Source organism: Maribacter sp. HS (assembly GCF_048059195.1).
GTDB classification, from domain to species: domain Bacteria; phylum Bacteroidota; class Bacteroidia; order Flavobacteriales; family Flavobacteriaceae; genus Maribacter; species Maribacter dokdonensis.
This window is the reverse complement of the sequence record NZ_JAYLVV010000005.1, coordinates 21,965-43,793: the sequence shown is the minus strand read 5'-3', so window position 1 is coordinate 43,793 and position 21,829 is coordinate 21,965. Positions and strand designations below refer to the sequence as shown.

Here is a 21,829-nt window from a genome sequence, read left to right as displayed (position 1 = left end):
GAGAAAAGAACTACTGGACCGTTACAGCATTCTCAGGTTTGGAATAAAACCCTTCTGGCTGCGCCTGAGTAGATATACTGGCGTTTTCAAAATTAACGGTTTTAGCAGCTTCTTTAACCTTTCCCTCTTCAACTTTATGCCAAGTAATAGCCTTAGGCAATAACACCTCATCAACTTTGTTCCATTCAGCATAGTTGATCCAACTAATTTTGTCCGATGGTTCACCACTAAAATAAGTCATGGTGTAGCCCAACCATTTCATTTGGTACGTATCTGCATCATAATGAATATAATATTCATCCGTAGAAGATGACCCAACCCCTGCATTATAAGAAATTTTATAACCTGGGTAAGACACACCGTCATAAACCATAGCATCTACTTCTTCATATTTTATACCATCATCGGACAATACGAATGGCATAGCATAGAAATAGAACATTAAATTATGATAGAACTTTGGTTTACCCTCATAATCACCAGTTTTGTCCAAAAGCCAAACTTCTTTTCCCTCGTACCCTATAGTATTGGCAGGTGTAGATATCTTATCGAATCTCTTGTGAAGATCAATAGTTTGAACTTCATTGAAACCTTCTTTGGGCATTTCAAAAATTAAAGTTTTATAACTTTTCCATGCTTTTAAACCTCCATGAGCTTCAAAAACTTTATTCAACTCAGTTGGATATTTATCCGAATCTCCCATTTTCACAACCTCATCTACAGGGGCTGCAGCCTTTTCTTTATTAGGAGCTTGCTTACATGAAAACACTGCTAATGCCAAGACCAAAAGGTAAAGTTTGTTCATCATTTTAATTCTGTTTTTATTGTTTTAAAAATCGTTAGTCGAGAAAATATGAAGTACTTACCAAATTGAACTATTTTTGTACTACATGCAGGTAACAAAACATATAAGCAGCGTACAAAACCCTTTGATAAAAAAGGTTTTGGTACTAAAAGAAAAATCAAGGGAAAGAAAAAAAACCGGACTCTTTGTCTTAGAAGGTTTGCGAGAACTGCAGATTGCTATTGGCGCTGGTTACTTTATAGAGTCAGTATTATTCTGCGAAGACATTATAGAGAATAATAACCTCTTACATACTTTTAATGCAGACCAGTTAATATCCGTTAGTGTAGATGTATATAAAAAATTAGCATATAGAGATACTACCGAAGGTGTAATAGCTATTGCAAAAAGTAAAGACCACCAACTTTCATCTTTAGAGTTCAACACAAAGAACCCACTGATCCTAATTGCAGAAGCACCCGAAAAACCGGGCAACATAGGTGCTTTACTTAGAACTGCAGATGCTGCTAATCTTGATGCGGTTTTAATTGCCAACCCAAAGACCGATCTTTATAATCCAAATATTATAAGATCAAGTGTAGGATGTGTTTTTTCTAGAAACGTAAAAACGGGCAGTACTAGCGAAATTATTTCCTACTTAAAAAAGGAGGGCTTTCAGGTTTTTTGTGCAGCGCTAACAGCCTCCAAAGATTACACTACCGTTAGTTTTACAGAACCCTCTGCCATAGTTGTTGGCACAGAACACTCTGGACTCAGCAATGAATGGTTGCAAAATTCCACCCAAAATATCATTATACCCATGGAGGGTGAAATAGATTCTATGAATGTTTCGGTATCTGCAGCAATACTTATATTTGAAGCAAAACGGCAACGTAAATTAAACACGTAGCATTTTATACTTTTTCTATTAATGTTTTCGTTTTCAATTACGCTATATGGACCAAACTATTGTTTTTTATTGTATTCTATTTATACTGATAGGTGAATTTATACTTGCCACGGTAATGAATTATTTAAACGCAAAGCGTTTTAAAGACCCTATTCCCACAGAAGTTGCCGATGTTTTTAACGCCGAAGAATACAAAAAGTCTCAAGCCTATAAGCTTACCAATTATAAATTCGGAATTATTACCTCTGTATTTTCCCTAGTATTAATATTAGCGTTCTTACTATTTGGTGGTTTTGCCTGGGTTGACCAAGTGGCTCAAAACATTAGTAACAACAGTATAGTCCAAGCATTGATTTTCTTCGGAATTATAATGATAGGTAGTGACATCCTTAACCTACCTTTTTCTTATTATCAAACTTTTGTAATTGAAGAAAAGTTTGGATTCAATAAAACAACAAAAGCGACATTTTTCATAGACAAGCTTAAACAGTGGCTAATGACCATAATCGTAGGTGGTATAATACTTTCTCTGATTCTTTGGTTTTTTCAATGGGCCGGCACAAATTTCTGGCTCTACACTTGGGCTTTGATTACCATTTTCACGCTGTTCATGAATTTATTTTATAGCAAGCTTATTGTACCGTTATTTAACAAACAAGAACCTTTGGAAGCCGGTAGTTTAAAAAGTAAAATTGAAAACTATGCCGCAGAAGTTGGTTTTGACCTTCAGAATATTTTTGTAATCAACGGATCTAAGCGCTCAACAAAAGCCAATGCCTATTTTTCTGGTTTTGGAAAAGAAAAGCGCATAACTCTGTATGACACTTTGATCAATGAATTAGAGGAAGAAGAAATAGTTGCCGTTTTGGCACATGAAATAGGTCATTACAAACGAAAACATATCATTTATAATTTGGCGACTTCAGTTTTACTTACGGGGGTTATGCTATTAATTCTATCACTTTTCATAAATAATCCAGAAGTATCATTGGCAATTGGTGTTGACAGACCTAGTTTTCATGCCGCCTTGATCGGCTTTGGCATACTTTATAGCCCTATTTCTGAGATTACAGGACTGCTAATGAATCATTTTTCAAGAAAATTTGAATATCAAGCAGATAATTATGCTAAACAAACTTACGCAGCTTTACCATTGGTAGCATCACTAAAGAAATTATCAAAAAACAGTCTTAGCAACCTAACTCCACATCCAGCATATGTATTTATGCATTATTCCCACCCACCGTTAATCGATCGCATTCGTAATTTAAAGGCATAATTTTTGTTGCCCATCATTTAAGATTATCTTATTTTTAATCTAGTATGACACAGGCAGCAATAGAAGAGGAAAACAAGCTCATAGCTCAAGAGTACAAAGAGTTACTTAGAATTAGTTATCAAACCTTAACCGATGAGGATAAAAAACTAATACGTAGCGCTTTTGAAGTAGCTGTTGATGCGCACAAAACCCAGCGAAGAAAATCTGGCGAGGCATATATTTTTCACCCCATAGCGGTGGCAAAAATTGTAGCTTCGGAGATTGGTCTTGATGCGGTTTCCATTGCCTCTGCCCTATTACATGATGTTGTTGAGGATACAGAGTATACCTTAGACGACATTGATCGTATGTTTGGTGAAACCGTGGCGCGGATTGTTGATGGGCTCACTAAAATATCTCATTTAAAAAAAGACATGAACATCTCCCAACAAGCGGAGAATTTCAGAAAAATGCTCTTGACCTTAAATGATGATGTTAGGGTTATCATCATAAAGATAGCCGACCGTTATCACAATATGCTCACTATGGATTCTATGCCAGAGCATAAACAAGTGAAAATTGCCTCTGAAACCTTGTACATTTATGCTCCTCTTGCACATAGAATTGGTCTTTACAACATTAAGACAGAGCTAGAAGATCTAAGTTTAAAGTATACGGAACCGGAAGTCTACAACTCCATCAAGGATAAAATAGAAGACACCAAAGAAGATCAGCAAGCCTATATTGATGCATTTTCTGGCACTATAGACAATTCTTTAAAAAAGGAAGGGCTTAACTATATCATTAAAGGGAGGATGAAATCTATCTTCTCTATGCGCAAAAAGATGATTGCCCAAAATGTCACTTTTGAGGAAATTTATGACAAGTTTGCCATAAGGATCATCTACAAATCTGACTTACAGAACGAGAAGTTTTTAGCTTGGAAAATCTATTCTATAGTTACGGATCACTTTACCCCTAACCCCGTTAGATTGCGAGATTGGATATCATCTCCTAAATCTACCGGATATGAAGCCCTACACATTACTGTTATGGGACCAAAAGGCAAATGGGTAGAAGTACAGATCAGAAGTGAAAGAATGCACGAAATTGCCGAAAAAGGGTATGCGGCGCATTTTAAATACAAACATGGCGACCAAAAAGAACAAGGAATAGAAGTTTGGCTGAACAAACTGCAAGAAGCTTTGGAAAATGCAAATACCAACGCTGTTGATTTTGTAGAGGAGTTCAAGCTAAACCTATATTCAAAAGAAATTTTTGTTTTTACCCCAAAAGGAGAATTAAGGTCTTTACCTAAAGGCGCTACACCGTTAGATTTTTCTTTCAATATTCACACTGAAGTGGGCATGAGAACCCGTGGGGCAAAAGTAAACGGCAAACTGGTACCTTTAAATACCACCCTTTCAAGTGGAGACCAAGTAGAGATCATTACATCTGACCAGGCGAAACCAAATCAAAACTGGTTGGATTATGCAACTACCGCCAGAGCCCGTGCTAAAATTAAATCTGTTCTTAGAGAAGAGAAAAAAGTTGTAGCCGAAGATGGAAAAGAGATTTTACGCCGTAAACTAAAATCTCAAAAGATTACGCTTAATGAAGATTCCATAAACAAAATGGTGACCTTCTTTAAGTTAAAGACAAGTTTAGATTTATTCTATCGTGTTGGCATTGGCTCCATAGACAATGCCATGATCAAAGACTTTGCATCATCTTACAGTAATGCATTCATTAGTTTCTTCAAGAACAGAATGCGCAAATCTCCATCACCGGAAGACATCAACAAAGATGAAATTACATCTAAGTATGATATGCTGGTTTTTGGTAAAGAAGAAGAAAAACTAGAGTATAAACTATCTCAATGCTGTAATCCAATTCCTGGTGATGATGTTTTTGGCTTTGTAAGTGTGTCAGAAGGAATTAAAGTTCATAAAAAGAACTGTCCAAATGCCATATCGTTACAATCTAATTACGCGTATAGAATTATTAGCGCAAAATGGATCGATTCTTCTCAACAAGAATACCAAGCAGATATTGTAATGACGGGAATTGACAATTTAGGTTTGGTCAGTGATATAACAGAAGTTATTTCTGATATTATGCACGTAAATATGCGAAATTTAAATTTCAGTACAGATGGTGGCACCTTTAAAGGTAAGATTACGGTTGTAGTCAAAAACAAAGCTGTCTTGAAAAAATTGACCGATAATCTTATGAACATCAACGGTATTGATAAAGTTACTCGTATTTAGAAAAAGGAAATTAAAATTTAACTGTACCTTTGTGCATTAATGCAGTAAATATGTCTTCTGATAAAAATCAAGAAATTGTAAAAAACGTCTTCACTACCTTTTTAGAGGACAAAGGACATAGAAAAACACCCGAACGCTACGCTATTCTACAAGAAATTTACGAAAGTGATGAGCATTTTGATATAGAGTCACTCTATATTAAAATGAAGAATAAAAACTATCGTGTAAGTAGGGCAACTCTCTATAACACCATTGAACTTCTATTAGATTGTAAATTGGTTCGCAAGCATCAATTTGGTAAAAACCAGGCGCAATATGAAAAATCATACTTTGACCGTCAGCACGATCATGTAATCTTAACGGATACGGGTGAAGTAATGGAATTTTGCGACCCTAGAATACAATCTATCAAAAAAACAATTGAAGAAGTTTTTGATATTAAGATAAATACACATTCCCTATATTTTTATGGGACTAAAAATACTCCTGCCAAAGATGCAGGTAAAAAAGAAATAAAATAAGACTAACCAAGTATATAATATTTAGATGGCAGTAGATTTATTGTTAGGCCTACAATGGGGTGACGAAGGAAAAGGTAAGATAGTTGATGTATTAACCGAAAATTATGACATTATTGCTCGCTTTCAAGGCGGACCAAATGCCGGTCATACTTTAGAATTTGATGGTATTAAGCATGTTTTACACACTATTCCTTCAGGTATTTTTCACAAAAATGCGGTAAACGTAGTTGGTAATGGGGTGGTTATAGACCCTGTTATCTTTAAAAAAGAATTAGATGCGTTAAAGAAGTTTAATTTAGATGTAAATTCTAAATTATTCATTTCAAGAAAAGCACATTTAATTTTACCTACTCACCGTTTACTTGATGCAGCCTCAGAAGCATCTAAAGGAAAAGCAAAAATTGGTTCTACTTTAAAAGGTATTGGTCCTACATACATGGATAAGACCGGTAGAAACGGTATGCGTATCGGTGATCTGGAATTAAACGACTGGAAAGATAAATACCGTAGCCTAGCCAATAAGCACGAAGCCATGATCAGCTTTTATGACGTAGACATTCAATATGATTTGGCTGAGCTAGAATCAGATTTCTTCAAAGCTGTAGAAGAATTGAAAAAATTGACCTTTATAGATAGCGAAGAATATCTATATCAAGCTCAAAAAGCGGGTAAAAAAATATTGGCGGAAGGTGCACAAGGATCATTGTTAGATATTGATTTTGGTACATACCCATTTGTAACCTCATCAAACACTACTGCAGCAGGAGCATGTACAGGTTTAGGTGTAGCCCCTAATCAAATCGGAGAGGTAAAAGGTATTTTTAAAGCGTATACAACAAGAGTTGGTAGCGGTCCTTTCCCTACAGAGCTTTTTGACGAGGATGGTGAAACTATGGGCCGTGTAGGTAATGAATTTGGAGCTACTACAGGTAGACCAAGACGTTGTGGATGGTTAGATTTGGTTGCCTTAAAATATGCGGTTCGTGTTAATGGCGTAACTGAGCTAATGATGATGAAAGGAGATGTTCTTAGTGGATTTGAAAAACTAAAAGTTTGTACCGCTTATAATTACAAAGGTGAACAAATAGAGCATTTTCCATATAACATTGAAGCAGAGAATGTAACTCCCGTTTATTCTGAAATGGATGGTTGGAAAGAAGATTTAACCAAAATGACCTCTGCCGATCAATTACCAAAAGCATTAAATGCATATATAGATTTTCTAGAGAAAGAATTAGAAGTGCCTATTAAAATTGTTTCTGTGGGTCCAGATAGAACGCAGACAATTCTAAGATAAGCATTAAGCGACTAGAACAGGTTGTTCAACTTTCGAGAATGGCGATATAGGGAAATACCTTTATCGCCATTCTTTTTTTTTGTATTTTCAAGTTTATGTAAAATTTACATTTTACAATTCAACAACAACTTAACGACAACTCAAAAAAATGAAAAAAACCACCTGCTCAACTTTGCTTTTTTTTCTTGTATTGACAATAGCTTGCAAAACAGAAAAAAAAGACAAAGCTGAAGAACAAACCGTTACCCAACAACAAACCGAAAACGAATGGATCACCCTTTTTGATGGCACATCTACAAAAGGGTGGCGAGCTTATAACGGAAAAGAATTACCACCTGGCTGGATCGCAAAAAACGGAGAACTACAATTTGACACCGAATTAGGTAAGGAACAAGACTACACCGGCGGCACAGATATTATATATGGAGCTGAAGAATTTGACAATTTTGAATTCTACGTAGAATGGAAACTACCAAAAGGAGGTAACAGTGGCATTTTCTACCATTTAAAAGAAGGGTATGATACCCCACCGGAAGTTGCTCCTGAATACCAATTGATAGATGACGAAAATTACGCAAGCATTCACGACCTTACAGATTACAATTTAAGCTTAGGGTATACTGACAACCCGGAAGAACTAAAACCATTACAACAGACCGCATCTGATTATGCCATGCACGCAGCAGACCCTGAAGGGAAAATTCTGCACCCTGTGGGCGAATGGAATACTACAAGAATTATTTTCACCCCAGACCAGGTAGAACATTGGTTGAACGGTAAAAAAGTAGTTTCTTTTGTTCCATGGGATGAAGCCTGGTACGAAAAAAAGAATTCAGATAAATGGAAAAACAGCGAAGATTACGGCAAGTTTAAAACTGGCTATATCGGTTTTCAAGATCATTCTAGCCCTATTTGGTTCAGAAATATAAAAATCAAAAAACTATAACCACCACACCAATGAACAAAAGAGACTTTTTAAAGAACGCAGCGGCATTGTCCACATTTGTATTATTACCATCTGGACTCTGGTCTTGTAAAAAAGAAGTGAAAAAACTGACCAGATTACGCACGGCTCATATTGGTGTAGGTAATATGGGGGCAGAAGACTTAAAAGCCATTTCATCTCACAATAAAGTGGATGTCACTGCTCTTTGTGATGTTGACGCCAACAATCTGGCTGCAGCAAAAGAACTTCACCCAAATGCAAAAACGTATACAGATTACAGAGTAATGCTGAAAGAAATGGGTGATGAAATAGATGCAGTAGTTGTATCTACACCTGATCACACCCATGCTCCCGCTTCTATGATGGCAATGGAAATGGACAAACCCGTATATTGTCAAAAACCCCTCACCCATTACGTATCAGAGGCCAGGGCTATGAATAAACTAGCTCAAGAAAAAGGATTGGTCACTCAAATGGGAATTCAGGTTCATTCATTTTATGACTATAAACTTGCCACCTTATTGATTCAATCTGGTATTATAGGTAAGGTACACACTGTTCGTGCATGGTCCCCAAAAGATTGGGGTTATGACGGACCTGAACCTACAGGTTCTGACCCTGTTCCTGATTCATTAGACTGGAATTTATGGTTGGGCACCTCAGCAGAGAGACCATATAAAGAAGGGTTTTACCACCCTGGAAATTGGAGAAAACTAGTTGATTATGGTTGTGGAACATTGGGCGATATGGGAGTTCATATTTTTGACACCCCTTATAACGCACTGGCTTTACAGGTACCCAAAACCATAAAAAATGAATGCAGGGAACCTAATGGGTTTGGCTTTCCTCAAAACAATGTAGTAACCTATGAGTTTCCACAAACTGAATTTACTACAGAAACATTAAAATGGGTTTGGTACGACGGTCCCGGTGCACCAAAAGATCATGAAGATTTAATTTTACCGGGTGCGGAAAATATAGTCGCCAAAGATGATAGTTCCAAGGATAGTATGGAAGATAAAATGTCCTTAGACACTAAAACCGTAGACGAAGGCACACTACCAGATCAAGGTGCTATGTTCATTGGAGAAAAAGGAAGGTTATTGTTACCTCACTTTATGCAACTACCTAAAAAAATAGTAGACGGTAAATACGTAGACATTTCCTCAGAAATAGAAGCAGTGGAAAAAGCGAACAATATGGGCAAACCAATTCGTAATTATGATACTGAAGGTCCTAAACATTATCATCAGTTTGTAGATGCTTGTCTAGGTACAGATACCACCACAGCACCATTTTCATATGCATCAAGGTTAACGGAAACTATATTATTAGGTGTCATTGCCGGTAGATTCCCCAACCAAGTATTGCATTGGGATAGTGAAAATGCCAAGTTTGCCGAAGAAGAAGCAAATGCATTTTTACAAGGCGATTATAGAAACTTCTAATCAATATTATATCATAAAAAACCACTTTCGAGTGGTTTTTTTATACCTATCTTTAAAAGAACATACCACCACCAACCTTTTCATCAATGTCAAAAATCTTTAATATCATCTTTAGATGTATTCTACTGTTCATAGGCATTCTAATCCTTGAAAGCTGTAAAGAAAGTACTCCTCCAATAATTGACATAAAACCGCATTCTTCAATTGTCCTTATAGGAAATAACTTGGGATCTAGAATGATGGAGTATGGAAGCTTAGAAACAGAATTTCATTTGCGATATCCTACAGATTCGCTTTTTATAAGAAATATGTGCGATGCCGGAGACACCCCAGGCTTTAGACCACATTCTGGTCGCGTTTCCCCATGGGCTTTTCCCGGTGCAGAGAATTTTCAAACAGAACTTGCACAAAATTCTGGAAGTGAAGGAGAGTTTGAAACGCCAGACGAATGGTTAACTCGTCTTAAAGCTGATATTGTCCTAGCCTTTTTTGGTTACAATGAATCATTTGAAGGCGCTGAAGGTTTAAATAATTACAAAAAAGAGTTAGATGCATTTATAAAGCATTCATTAAAACAACGTTATAATGGTACTACTACACCGCAATTGGTATTGATTTCCCCCATTGCTTTTGAAGACTTATCAGACCATATAGATGTCCCTAATGGTCAATTAGAGAATAAGAATCTAAATTTATATACTGCTGCAATGAGCGAAATTGCAAAAGCAAACAACATACCTTTTATTAACGTTTTTGAAGCATCAAAAAAATGGTTTAAAAATACCAATGATGATTTCACCATTGACGGCTCACAAATGAATAAAGTAGGTTATGAAACTTTTGCCAAATTCTTAGCTGATCAACTTACCGGCAATACTTCCGTAAAACTAGAAAATAAGAGAGTAGCAATTAAAGAAGCTGTTCTAGAAAAGAATTTCTATTGGCACAATGATTATAAGATGCCCAATGGCGTGCATGTTTTTGGCAGAAGACACGCACCCTACGGACCAGACAATTATCCGTATGAAATAAGAAAAACAAGAGAATTAACAGCGATCAGAGATACCGCTATCTGGGCGGCAGCACAGGGAAATACATACAACCTTAAAGCTGCAGATGCATTAACAAGCAAATTGCCCCCAGTAACAAGCAATTATAATTTAAGCGAAGGAGATGCTATTCATTACAAATACGGAGAAGAAGCCCTAAAAACATTGACCGTACCAAAGGGCTATAAGGTAGAATTGTTTGCCTCGGAAAAAGAATTCACCAATTTGGCAAATCCTGCACAAATTTCCTTTGATAACAAAGGTCGTTTATGGGTTGCTACCCTACCCTCTTACCCACATTACAGACCGGGCGATGCCAAGCCAAACGACAAGATTATTATTTTAGAAGATACCGATAACGATGGCAAAGCGGATAAGGAAACTGTATTTGCCGAGAACTTACATTTACCCATTGGATTTGAGTTCTCTGCGGAAGGTGTTTATGTAAGCCAAGGCACTACCCTAAAATTATTTAAAGACACTGATGGTGACGATAAAGCTGATACGATAGAAACTATACTAAGCGGATTTGATGATCATGACACCCATCATGCCATTTCTGCTTTTTGTGCAGACCCTTCTGGCGCTTTTTATATGTCAGAGGGGCTATTTCTTCATACCAACGTAGAAACCTCATACGGTCCGGTCCGTGCTACCAACGGTGGGTTTTATAGATATAATCCACAGCGTAAACATTTGGAGCGAACCTTGCAAGTGCCTGTTCCTAATCCGTGGGGTATTGCTTTTGATGATTGGGGGCAAGATTTCTTTTTGCATACCTCTGGCCCTAAAGTAAATTGGATGATGCCCAGTTCTTTAAAGCCCATCTACGGAATATCATCACCGTTAACGGAAGAGTTGATCGAAGAAGCACATCGTGTAAGACCAACCTCTGGTCTGGAATTTGTTTCAAGTAGCCACTTTCCGGAAGAAATACAGGGCGATATGTTACTAGCTAATTCCATTGGCTTCCTAGGATTAAAACAACACCGAATGTTAGAAGATGGTACGGGTTACACCACCAAACACCGACAAGATTTAATAACAAGCACTGATCCTAATTTTAGACCGGTTGAGCTAGAATTTGCTCCAGATGGTTCACTTTATCTAGTAGATTGGCACAATGTATTAATTGGACACATGCAACACAATGCCCGTGACCCATTACGTGACCATGTTCACGGCAGAATTTATAGGATTACTTACCCTTCTAGACCTTTGATAATACCTCCACAAATTGATGGCGCAAAAATATCCCAACTTTTTGAGAATTTAAAATTGCCAGAATATAGAACACGCTATAGAACCCGTAGGGAATTAAGGGGAAGAAATGCGACAGAGGTATTGGACTATTTAAAAATTTGGATTACCAGCTTAGATAAGAACGACCCCAATTATGAACATCATAGGTTAGAGGGTTTGTGGGTATCTTGGGGAATGAACAAGGTAGACCAACCATTACTGGAGTCATTGTTAAAATCTAACGACCACAGAGTACGATCTGCCGCAGTTAGGGTCACAAGGTATATGGGGCATCAATTGAACAATGCACAAGAATTACTGAAGAGTGCTGCAAATGACTCTCACGGTAGAGTTAGGTTAGAAGCTATAACAGCAGCATCATGGTTGCCAAAATCTGAAGGAATGGAAATTCTAGAAGTCGCAAAACAACATCCACTAGATGAATGGATGACCGATGCATTCAATTTTTCGGAAACCAGATTAACAGGTAACTTCCTGAAAAATAATAAAGAAGAACTATTAGCATCACATTTAAAGGGTGCAGATTTAGAAATTTTTGCCAAAGGAAAAAAAATATATGAAACCGAGGGTTACTGTATAACTTGTCATCAAGAAAGCGGTACCGGATTACAAAAAGCCGGTTACCCAACACTAGTGGGGCAAGAATGGGTTTTGGGCAACGAAGAAAGATTGATAAAATTAGCCCTTCACGGACTTTACGGACCAATGAATATCATGGGCAACCATTACAAAGGTCAAGTACCCATGATGGCTTTCAAGGGGCTGTTAAATGATGATGAAATTGCTGCCGTACTTACGTATGTTAGAAATTCATTTGGCAATAAAGCATCGGTCATCGATCCTGACAAGGTAAAAGAAATTAGGGAAGCCACTAAAGACCGTAATAAGTTCTATACCGCAGACGAGTTGCTACAAGAGCATCCTATGAACTGATACAATAAAATAGAGACCATATGAAATTGAAATATGCTACATTACTAATTTTAACCATATTAATAGCTTGTGGTGAAAAAACAAAAAGTAAAAAAGAAATCATTTCAGAAGAAATTAAAGCTCCACACATTGTTTTTGTCACTGGCGAGGAAGAGTACAGGTCAGAGGAAACGTTTCCTATGTTGGCAAAATTGGCAAAGAGAGAATTAGGCGCAAAAGTCTCCATTGCCTATTCTATTGACAGCTCAGGATTTATAGACCCCAACAGAACTGACCATATTGAAGGATTAGAAGCTTTGGAAACTGCTGATTTAATGGTCGTATTCATGCGTTTTAGAAACCTACCTAAAAAAGAACTAGATTACATAACCAATTATGTAGAATCGGGCAAACCAATTGTGGGTTTTAGAACCACTACCCATGCATTTAAATATGATAATGACTCTACTTTAACAACATATAATGAAGAATGGCCCGCAAAAGTTTTTGGGCAACAATGGATTACGCACCATGGTCACTTTGATGATGGCAAATTTCCTGTCACGGATATTTCAATAAAAGATGGTAAAAGTGATAATCCAATTTTAAACGGCTTTTCTGAATTTGAAGCATATTCATGGTTATACCATGTTGATGGCGGAGATTGGAAATTGCAGGGCGATAGTAAACCTATTTTAATGGGGCATTCCACCAAATCTCAACACGAAATGAATGGCAAACTAGATCAATTTTCTTTGGACAACCCCGTTGCTTGGACAAAAAGCTATACTGGAACTTCTGGCAAACCTGCGAGAGTATTCTTCACTACCCTTGGTCACCCTTATGATTTTAAACTTCCCGTAATGCGCAAAATTGCCATGAACGGAATTTATTGGGCGTTAGGAAAAGAGGACAATATCCCGAAAGAAGGAGTAAATGTAACATTAGATGAGCCTTTTGAACCAAACAACTCGGGCTTTGGGCAGAAATTTAAAAAGAATCAAAAACCATTAACCAATTTTTAAAGTATGGCTTTATCACGAAAAAATTTCATCAAAACCAGTGGATTAGGAGCTTTGGCACTAGGTACTGCATCTTTTACAGCTAACTCAAACAGTAAAAAAACAGCAAATAATACCGATCATCAACTTAACATTGGGTTGGCTTCCTATACACTTAGAAAGTATAGCTTAGATGAACTCATAGATATCACAGAGCGCTTAGGGTTAAAAGATGTAGCGTTTAAAAGCTTTCATTTACCATACGAAGCAGACAAGAAAGAACTCACCTTTATACGTGAAAAAGTTACTGCTAGGGGACTCAATTTATATGGCGGTGGGGTCATTTATATGAAATCACCTGAAGATGTGGAAACCTATTTCAATTATGCTGATAATGCAGGTTTGCCTATGATTATTGGAGCACCGGAACATGATTTATTACCATTGGTAGAGCAAAAGGTAAAAGAGACGGGTATCAAATTGGCCATACACAATCACGGTCCGGAGGATGTAGTTTTTCCCTCCCCAAAAAGTGTCTATGAAAAAATTAAGGACTTAGATTCCAGAATAGGTCTATGCATAGATGTTGGCCATACTTTTAGGCTAGGACTTGACCCGGCAGAAGAACTTATAAAATATCAAGATAAATTATTTGATGTCCATATAAAGGATATAGATGCGCCAATAGAAAAAGGTCAAAAAACCATTTTAGGCCACGGCAAAATAAACTTACCTGCCATTTTAAGTACTTTAAAGAAGATTAATTATGCCGGTATTGTTGCTATAGAATATGAAAAAGACGCCAACCACGCCATTTATGGACTGTCAGAATCTGTAGGATACATAAGAGGTGTTTTAAAAATGATATAATTTCTGACCTGGATTTTTTAAATAATAACACGGTATAAATTGCTTTGTATAAAAGTCACTTTTGCACAAGTAAATGTCAAAAGTATCTTAACCATGGTAAGGCTCTTTTAAAATATCCTATTTTTGAAAAAATTTTTAGGTTGAAAAAGATTTATTCAGTTGTTCTTTTGTTCTTTGCCTGTTCTTTTTTTAGTGTTGCCCAGCAAGATGGCAATGAAGAAGAACCCAAGCAAATTAATATTGTTTACGGTGCCAACTTCACTAAAAACGAAGCTGAATACCCAGGCGCCTCTATATTCAGTAAAGATACACGCCAAGTACAATTTGAACACCAAGGTGCCGATCTGTGGTGCGATGTAGCAATTTACTACCAACTAGAAAACCGTTTAGAAGCTATTGGCAATGTCATTTTAAAACAGGGTGACTCCATAAAAATGACCAGTAAAAAAATCAACTATTTGGGCGATGTAAAACTGGCAAAGGCTTGGGGTAATGTAGTTCTTACTAATTCTGACATGACGTTAAGAACAGATACCCTTCGCTTAGATCGTGAAAAACAAGAAGCATTTTATCAAGATAATGGTACTGTAGTTGATTCCGCAAATACATTGACCAGTAAAATTGGCAAGTATTTTATGGAACTCAAAAAGTATCAGTTCTTAGATAGTGTTCATGTTCAAAACCCGGAATACACTTTAGATTCTGAACAGCTAGATTACTATACAACTTCTAAAAATGCTTACATGTACGGGCCGTCGACCATAAACGGAGAAACGTATAAAATTTATTGTGAAAGAGGATTTTATGACACCAAGGTAGAAACCGGCTATGGTATCAAAAACACGCGTATAGATTATAACAATCGTATTATTGAAGGTGACAGTGTGTACTTCAACAAAGTACAAGAATTTGCTTCGGCCACCAATAACATTACCGTAACCGATACTATTAACAAAGGTATTATCAGAGCCCATTACGCAGAGGTGTTCAAAGCTAAAGATTCTGTCTTTGCAACTAGAAGAGCTGTTTCTATTTCTGTTCAAGAAAGAGATTCGCTGTATGTACATGGAGATACCTTAATGGTCACCGGCAAACCAGAAGATCGAGTACTAAGAGCGTTTAGAAATGCAAAATTTTACAAAACAGATTTGAGCGGTAAGTGCGACAGTATTCATTCCGAGGAAAAGACAGGCATTACTCAATTGATAAAAAACCCTATTATTTGGAACGGTGCCAACCAGATGACAGGCGATAGTATTCATTTAAAATCGAACTTGGAAACCGAAAAGCTAGATTCTTTAAAAGTACTAAAGAACGCCTTTATAATTTCTTTAGACAGTGTAAGCATGACAGGCTACAATCAAGCTAAAGGAATTAATTTGTTCGGCAAGTTCATTGATAACGAGCTAAAACTAATTGATCTGGTTCAAAATACAGAGGTGGTATATTATATGTATAACGATGATGATGAACTTATTGGAATTGACAAAACGGTCTGCAGTAAAATCAGAATCACCATGGTAGATAATGATATAGAAGATCTGACCTTTTACACCGATCCAGATGGCGATATCTTCCCCGAAAAAGATTTACCGGAAAACAGTAGAATATTAAAAGGATTTGTATGGCGTGGCGATGAGCGCATACTAACCAAGGAAGATATATTTGATGAAGACGATAATAACCTGAAACTCGTGGTCATTAATGGTATAGACAACCCCATTGATATTGATGCAGAAGAACAACAACGTAGTCAAAACGAATCTGACCCTGTCAACAACATACCTGCGCAAGACAAAGCAACAGATCCCAAAAAATCTGTAAAACCTAAAAAGGTGAAATAAATATTTCACATGAACAAGGACTTTTTAAAATACCAAGCACAAACCTCTCCGTATCCTTTAGGTATGGAGGTATCATATGCAAATGGCAGTTATATTTATGATACCGCAGGTAATGCACATTTAGACTTTGTGGCCGGTGTTTCCGCTTGTACACTTGGGCATTGTCACCCCAAAGTAGTGGAAGCCATTAAACATCAAGTTGAAAAATACATGCATGTTATGGTGTATGGTGAGTATGCACAATCACCGGCAACCGACTACACAAAGTTATTGGCCGAACAATTGCCTGCACCTTTAGAGGTAACTTATCTGGTGAACTCCGGCACGGAAGCTATTGAAGGAGCATTAAAATTGGCGCGGCGATATACAGGTCGCTCAGAAATTATTGCTGCAAAATCCGCATATCATGGCAATACAATGGGCAGCCTAAGTTTAATGGATTTTGAAGAACGCAAAAGTGTTTTCCGACCACTCTTGCCCGATGTTTACCATATAAAATTCAACAACGAAAAAGATTTAGAAAAGATCACTACCAAAACGGCCTGTGTCATATTGGAAACCATACAAGGTGGTGCCGGATTTATTTTACCGGAAAACAATTATTTAAAAAAAGTTAAGGATCGTTGTACAGCTGTTGGTGCATTATTAATATTGGATGAAATACAACCTGGTTTTGGCAGAACGGGAAAGTTGTTTGCATTTGAACATTTCAACTGTGTGCCAGATATACTTGTAATTGGCAAAGGAATGGCATCTGGTCTTCCTGTGGGTGCCTTTACAGCAAGCAAAGAGATTATGCACAGTCTAAGTGATAATCCTAAAATGGGACATATAACTACATTTGGCGGCAATCCAGTAATTGCGGCATCTAGCTTAGCTACACTGAACGTATTGCTGAATTCTTCGCTAATAGCAGACACGTTAAAAAAAGAACAACTCTTTAAAGAACTTTTAAAACATCCAAAGATAAAAGAGGTCAGAGGAAGAGGTCTCATGCTGGCCCTAATTATGGATTCACCGGAAACGGCCAATGAACTAGTACTAAGAGCCAAGGATAAGAATTTGATTCTATTTTGGCTATTGTTTGAAAGCAGGGCCGTACGTATTTCTCCACCATTGACCATATCAGAATTGGAAATTAGAGAAGGATGTGCCATTATTTTAGCGCTACTTAACGCTATGTAAATCAATGTTGTTAACTAATTTGTTAATAATATAGATTGGCACAATGGCTGAAAGCCCTTACAAACACTTACTTTTAATATATCTTGTAAAACTAAATAGTGCCTATGGCGTTAGAATCTAACGAGAGACCGGACAAGCCAATTACGAAATTTGAATCAATGTTAAAGACAGATGATGTCTACTTCTTTGATGCCGAAGATTTTGAAGATATTATACACCACTATTTAAACCATGGTAAAATTTCCTTGGCTAAAAAGGGGATAAAAATTGGGCTACAACAACATCCGGGTTCTATTGAACTTAAGTTGCTTCAAGTAGAGGTGATGGTTTTTGAAAACCAAATGGAAAAGGCTGAAGCCCTTTTAGATGAATTGCAGTTACTTGACAATCATAACGAAGAAATTTATATACAACGTGCCAATATTTTATCCAAATTGGATAATCATGAAGGTGCAATAGAGCTTTTGCAAAAAGCGCTTAGTATTACCAGTAACAGTTTTGATGTGTATAGCCTTTTGGGCATGGAGTATTTGTTTATGGACAACTTTGATAGCGCCAAAGAAAGCTTCATGAAATGTGTAGAGTTCGATGAGCAAGATTATTCATCGCTTTATAATGTAGTATACTGTTTTGAATTCTTAGAAGACTATGAAGGTGCCATTGTATATTTAAATGGGTATTTAGAAAAAAATCCATATTGTGAAGTTGCTTGGCACCAATTGGGCAAACAATATTACTATAAAGAAATGTATAGTGAAGCTTTGACCGCATATGATTTTGCCATTATTTCAGACGATACCTTTATTGGGGCTTATTTTGAAAAAGGCAAAGTTCTTGAAAAATTAGGCAGATATAAAGAAGCTATAGAAAACTACGAAACTACCATATCCATTGAAGATCCAACCTCACATGCATTTTTAAGAATAGGAAAATGCTATGAAAAATTAAAGGATACTGATATGGCCAAGTATTATTTCTACCAAACGGTACACGAAGATCCTTTATTGGACAAAGGCTGGTTGGCCATCACCAATTTGTACTACAATAAAAGGGATTTTGAAAAAGCGGTATTCTATATTAACAAAGCGTTGAATATAGATGGTGAAAACCCACAGTATTGGAAAAAATGTGCTAAAATACACATGGCGCTAGAGAATTACGACCAAGCTGACTTTGCTTTTAAACAAGCCGTAGATTTAGGAAATTACGAATTGGATACTTGGCTAAAATGGGCAGAGGTCGTAAGAATCAACGGTGAAACCGAAGCTGCTGTTCAAATACTTTCCCAAGGAAGGGAATTTTACCCTGAAAGCTTAAAATTGTTGTATAGATCTGTAGGTTATCTACTATTGGCAAATGATCCTATAAACGCACGAATTATGCTAATGGATGCTTTAAAGATTGATATAAAACAGAAAAAACTTCACCTGTTCACTGAAAATTTTCCTCAATATGGCAAATCTGAATGGACCCAGGAAATTGTAAAAAAATACAATAAAACCAAGTAGAAAAGGTTCTACACCATATGGAAAATAGAAAACTTAAAGATTATACCGTAATTTCTTTAAAAGGAATGGCAATGGGCATTGCCGAACTGGTACCTGGGGTATCTGGAGGCACAATAGCTTTTGTTACAGGTATTTACGAAGAGTTCATCACCTCTATCAACAACGTCAACCTAACGACCCTAAAAGTTTTAAAGGAAGAAGGTTTTAAAAGTTTTTGGGAAAAATTGAACGGCAACTTTCTTTTGGCCTTGGTCATAGGTATGATGATCAGTATTTTTTCTTTATCAAAAATAATTGCCTGGCTTTTAGAAGAGCACCCTATACCAACTTGGTCTTTCTTCTTTGGCTTGGTTTTAGCAAGTGTTATATTCGTTGCAAAATCCATTAAAAAATGGAATATACTTGCCATTGTACTGTTTGTTGTAGGAACTGCAAGTGCATTTTATATTACGACCCTACCCCCTTCTGCAAGTTCTGGTAGCTTGCCCTTTATTTTCCTATCTGGGGCTATTGCTATTTGCGCAATGGTTTTACCCGGTATTTCCGGATCCTTTATTCTAGTATTACTTGGGTCTTACAGAACTGTTTTAGAAGCTGTCAATGAAAAAGATTTTGGCATTATTATTACATTCGCTTTTGGTGCTGCTTTTGGTATTTTAAGTTTTGCCAGAATCTTAAAATGGATGTTTACCAATTATAGAGATGCCACACTTGCGGTGTTAACTGGTTTTATTTTAGGTTCTTTAAATAAAATATGGCCTTGGAAAAACATCATAGAAATTATTCAAATTGGAAAAAAAGAAATCATAATTGATGAAAATATTTCACCTTTTGCTTTTCAAGGTGACAATCAATTAACTTTTGCCATCGTAGCTGCCATCATCGGTTTTTCCCTTATTTTTATATTGGAAAAATCCGCTTCAAAGAAGTAATGCGATAACCTACATGAACACACCCCGTACCTTTACCGATAAATTTTTCTTGGTTGTTAAAGGACTTTGTATGGGCGCCGCCAATAAGGTTCCTGGCGTATCGGGTGGTATAGTTGCTTTCGTAGGTGGTTTTTACGAAGAATTTATTTATTCTTTACAAAAAGTAAATGCAAAAGCATTTAAGCTATTTGTCAATGGCAGGTTTAAAAGTTTCTACCGCTATATTAACGGCTCATTCTTAACACTGCTTATTTTTGGTATGCTGGTAAGTTATTTTAGCATTTCAAAAGTGTTAGATTATTTTCTAGTGAAACGGGAACTCTACGTTTGGGCCACATTCTTTGGCATGATACTAGGTTCCATCTATTATATAGGTAGGGATTTCGACTATTGGAAAAAGAAAACCTTTACCGCCGCGTTCATTGGCCTAGCTGTAGGCATAGCTATAAGTTTTCTTAGTCCGGCAAAAGAAAATGACAATCTGCTATTTATTTTTCTATGTGGCATGATCAGTGTTTCAGGTATGACCTTACCCGGTCTATCAGGTTCTTTCATATTAATCTTACTAGGCAATTACGTATTGTTATTAGTAGATTCAGTTAACGCATTATACGATACATTTTCAGAATTATTGGTCGGTGATTTTAGTTTTACGAACAATACGGAGCGTTTACATACATTAAAAATACTTGCTGTCTTTACTTTGGGATCTGCAACCGGCCTTGTAACCTTATCACACTTGTTAACCTATGTATTAAAACATTACAAGCATGTAACCACGGCAACAATTCTTGGCTTTATTACAGGATCATTAGGCGTGGTCTGGCCATGGAAAAAGACAATTTATAAAACAGATTTTGACGGAAACCTCATTTTAGATTCTAATGGAAAGCAAATAATTATGAATTATGAGCGTTTTCTTCCGGATTTGACCATTGTAGAAAATTGGATCGCGATTTTCTTTATAATAATCGGTATTAGTATTTTGCTACTTTTAGATTGGTATGGAAAAAACAGAAGAACAGAAAGCTAATTATGGCTTAATAGGAAAAAATATTTCCTATTCATTTTCAAGAGGGTATTTTAAAAAGAAATTTGAAGAAATGGGCTTAAATGACCATGTCTATCAAAACTTTGACCTAACCTCAATTTCAGATTTTCCAGCAATCTTCAAGAATACTAAAAATGTAAAAGGGCTGAACGTTACCATACCATACAAAGAAGAGGTCATGGCTTTTTTAAACGACATTGATCCCGCAGCTAAAAAAATTGGTGCAGTGAACACCATAAAAGTCAGTAAAGAAGGTCTTAAAGGCTTTAATACAGATGCATATGGATTTAAAAAATCACTTGAACCACATTTAAAAAAGCACCATCAAAAAGGATTGATTTTAGGTACGGGCGGGGCTTCTAAAGCTATAGCCTACGTTCTTGAAGAACTAGATATCACCTATTCTTTTGTCTCCAGAAGTGGTAAAAATAATGGATTCACCTATGATGAATTGACGGATGATATTATAGAAGAACATACGTTGATCATTAATTGTTCTCCCGTAGGCACATTTCCCGACATTGAAAAAAAACCAAATATACCCTACAGAAAAATCAGCGAAGAACATTTGCTGTTCGATCTCATTTACAATCCTGAAGAAACAGCATTCTTAAAAGCCGGTAAAACAAATGGGGCAACCATTTGCAATGGTTACAAAATGCTAGAATATCAAGCTGAAAAATCTTGGGAAATCTGGAATAAATAAGTGTCCTATTCACTTACCCAACCATATCAAGACCTTATTTATTGAAATTCCCTATCAAATTGGGTTTTGTAATA

At 36.5% G+C, this 21,829-nt stretch carries 17 protein-coding genes; 16 read left to right on the top strand and 1 reads right to left on the bottom strand.

The features are described 5' to 3' along the window. Positions 1–10: 10 nt before the first annotated feature. Positions 11–808 carry a hypothetical protein gene (locus VBZ51_RS13190; RefSeq protein WP_416577225.1) on the bottom strand — a complete coding sequence of 266 codons (798 nt, stop codon included), beginning with the start codon at positions 806–808 and terminating at the stop codon, positions 11–13. Positions 809–890: 82 nt separating this feature from the next. Here VBZ51_RS13190 and VBZ51_RS13185 point away from each other — a divergent pair, with 82 nt between their 5' ends. From VBZ51_RS13185 to VBZ51_RS13110, 16 genes are all read left to right on the top strand, one after another. Further along, positions 891–1,694, top strand: coding sequence for a TrmH family RNA methyltransferase (locus VBZ51_RS13185; RefSeq protein WP_416577224.1), 804 nt, complete (start codon positions 891–893; stop codon positions 1,692–1,694). A gap of 46 nt (positions 1,695–1,740) precedes the next feature. Next, entirely contained in the window at positions 1,741–2,973 is a 1,233-nt protein-coding gene (locus VBZ51_RS13180) for a M48 family metallopeptidase (protein WP_416577223.1), read from the top strand. Between the two features lie 44 nt (positions 2,974–3,017). Next, complete coding sequence (locus VBZ51_RS13175; protein ID WP_074673039.1) at positions 3,018–5,222, top strand: RelA/SpoT family protein; 2,205 nt, start codon at positions 3,018–3,020, stop codon at positions 5,220–5,222. 50 nt (positions 5,223–5,272) lie between these two features. Continuing rightward, the gene (locus VBZ51_RS13170; RefSeq protein ID WP_058103355.1) at positions 5,273–5,743 is read left to right on the top strand and encodes a Fur family transcriptional regulator; all 471 of its coding nucleotides are present in this window, start codon (positions 5,273–5,275) and stop codon (positions 5,741–5,743) included. 25 nt (positions 5,744–5,768) lie between these two features. After that, positions 5,769–7,040, top strand: a complete 1,272-nt coding sequence (locus VBZ51_RS13165; protein ID WP_058103356.1) for an adenylosuccinate synthase — start codon at positions 5,769–5,771, stop codon at positions 7,038–7,040. A gap of 148 nt (positions 7,041–7,188) precedes the next feature. Then, a complete protein-coding gene (locus VBZ51_RS13160; RefSeq protein WP_416577222.1) occupies positions 7,189–7,986 on the top strand; it encodes a 3-keto-disaccharide hydrolase in 798 nt (265 codons plus the stop codon). 146 nt (positions 7,987–8,132) lie between these two features. Continuing rightward, positions 8,133–9,434 carry a Gfo/Idh/MocA family protein gene (locus VBZ51_RS13155; protein WP_416577450.1) on the top strand — a complete coding sequence of 434 codons (1,302 nt, stop codon included), beginning with the start codon at positions 8,133–8,135 and terminating at the stop codon, positions 9,432–9,434. Positions 9,435–9,520: 86 nt separating this feature from the next. After that, on the top strand, positions 9,521–12,679 hold the full coding sequence (locus VBZ51_RS13150; RefSeq protein ID WP_416577221.1) for a PVC-type heme-binding CxxCH protein: 3,159 nt from the start codon (positions 9,521–9,523) through the stop codon (positions 12,677–12,679). A gap of 20 nt (positions 12,680–12,699) precedes the next feature. Beyond that, a complete protein-coding gene (locus VBZ51_RS13145; RefSeq protein ID WP_416577220.1) occupies positions 12,700–13,683 on the top strand; it encodes a ThuA domain-containing protein in 984 nt (327 codons plus the stop codon). Positions 13,684–13,686: 3 nt separating this feature from the next. Next, positions 13,687–14,529 carry a sugar phosphate isomerase/epimerase family protein gene (locus VBZ51_RS13140; RefSeq protein WP_416577219.1) on the top strand — a complete coding sequence of 281 codons (843 nt, stop codon included), beginning with the start codon at positions 13,687–13,689 and terminating at the stop codon, positions 14,527–14,529. A gap of 131 nt (positions 14,530–14,660) precedes the next feature. Then, positions 14,661–16,373 carry an OstA-like protein gene (locus VBZ51_RS13135; RefSeq protein WP_416577449.1) on the top strand — a complete coding sequence of 571 codons (1,713 nt, stop codon included), beginning with the start codon at positions 14,661–14,663 and terminating at the stop codon, positions 16,371–16,373. Between the two features lie 9 nt (positions 16,374–16,382). Then, the gene (locus VBZ51_RS13130; RefSeq protein ID WP_416577218.1) at positions 16,383–17,558 is read left to right on the top strand and encodes an aspartate aminotransferase family protein; all 1,176 of its coding nucleotides are present in this window, start codon (positions 16,383–16,385) and stop codon (positions 17,556–17,558) included. Positions 17,559–17,662: 104 nt separating this feature from the next. After that, positions 17,663–19,066 carry a tetratricopeptide repeat protein gene (locus tag VBZ51_RS13125; RefSeq protein WP_416577217.1) on the top strand — a complete coding sequence of 468 codons (1,404 nt, stop codon included), beginning with the start codon at positions 17,663–17,665 and terminating at the stop codon, positions 19,064–19,066. A gap of 17 nt (positions 19,067–19,083) precedes the next feature. Next, positions 19,084–19,998, top strand: coding sequence for a DUF368 domain-containing protein (locus VBZ51_RS13120; RefSeq protein WP_416577216.1), 915 nt, complete (start codon positions 19,084–19,086; stop codon positions 19,996–19,998). A 13-nt stretch (positions 19,999–20,011) separates the two neighbouring features. Beyond that, positions 20,012–21,031, top strand: coding sequence for a DUF368 domain-containing protein (locus VBZ51_RS13115; RefSeq protein WP_416577215.1), 1,020 nt, complete (start codon positions 20,012–20,014; stop codon positions 21,029–21,031). Further along, positions 21,003–21,755, top strand: coding sequence for a shikimate dehydrogenase family protein (locus tag VBZ51_RS13110; protein WP_416577214.1), 753 nt, complete (start codon positions 21,003–21,005; stop codon positions 21,753–21,755). Before VBZ51_RS13115 ends, VBZ51_RS13110 begins: the two co-directional genes overlap by 29 nt. The last annotated feature ends 74 nt before the right edge of the window (positions 21,756–21,829 follow it).

Coding starts and splice junctions, on each gene's coding strand:
- VBZ51_RS13190 (WP_416577225.1), bottom strand. CDS start 808: ATGATGAACAAACTTTACCTTTTGGTCTTGGCATTAGCAGTGTTTTCA.
- VBZ51_RS13185 (WP_416577224.1), top strand. CDS start 891: ATGCAGGTAACAAAACATATAAGCAGCGTACAAAACCCTTTGATAAAA.
- VBZ51_RS13180 (WP_416577223.1), top strand. CDS start 1,741: ATGGACCAAACTATTGTTTTTTATTGTATTCTATTTATACTGATAGGT.
- VBZ51_RS13175 (WP_074673039.1), top strand. CDS start 3,018: ATGACACAGGCAGCAATAGAAGAGGAAAACAAGCTCATAGCTCAAGAG.
- VBZ51_RS13170 (WP_058103355.1), top strand. CDS start 5,273: ATGTCTTCTGATAAAAATCAAGAAATTGTAAAAAACGTCTTCACTACC.
- VBZ51_RS13165 (WP_058103356.1), top strand. CDS start 5,769: ATGGCAGTAGATTTATTGTTAGGCCTACAATGGGGTGACGAAGGAAAA.
- VBZ51_RS13160 (WP_416577222.1), top strand. CDS start 7,189: ATGAAAAAAACCACCTGCTCAACTTTGCTTTTTTTTCTTGTATTGACA.
- VBZ51_RS13155 (WP_416577450.1), top strand. CDS start 8,133: ATGGGGGCAGAAGACTTAAAAGCCATTTCATCTCACAATAAAGTGGAT.
- VBZ51_RS13150 (WP_416577221.1), top strand. CDS start 9,521: ATGTCAAAAATCTTTAATATCATCTTTAGATGTATTCTACTGTTCATA.
- VBZ51_RS13145 (WP_416577220.1), top strand. CDS start 12,700: ATGAAATTGAAATATGCTACATTACTAATTTTAACCATATTAATAGCT.
- VBZ51_RS13140 (WP_416577219.1), top strand. CDS start 13,687: ATGGCTTTATCACGAAAAAATTTCATCAAAACCAGTGGATTAGGAGCT.
- VBZ51_RS13130 (WP_416577218.1), top strand. CDS start 16,383: ATGAACAAGGACTTTTTAAAATACCAAGCACAAACCTCTCCGTATCCT.
- VBZ51_RS13125 (WP_416577217.1), top strand. CDS start 17,663: ATGGCGTTAGAATCTAACGAGAGACCGGACAAGCCAATTACGAAATTT.
- VBZ51_RS13120 (WP_416577216.1), top strand. CDS start 19,084: ATGGAAAATAGAAAACTTAAAGATTATACCGTAATTTCTTTAAAAGGA.
- VBZ51_RS13115 (WP_416577215.1), top strand. CDS start 20,012: ATGAACACACCCCGTACCTTTACCGATAAATTTTTCTTGGTTGTTAAA.
- VBZ51_RS13110 (WP_416577214.1), top strand. CDS start 21,003: ATGGAAAAAACAGAAGAACAGAAAGCTAATTATGGCTTAATAGGAAAA.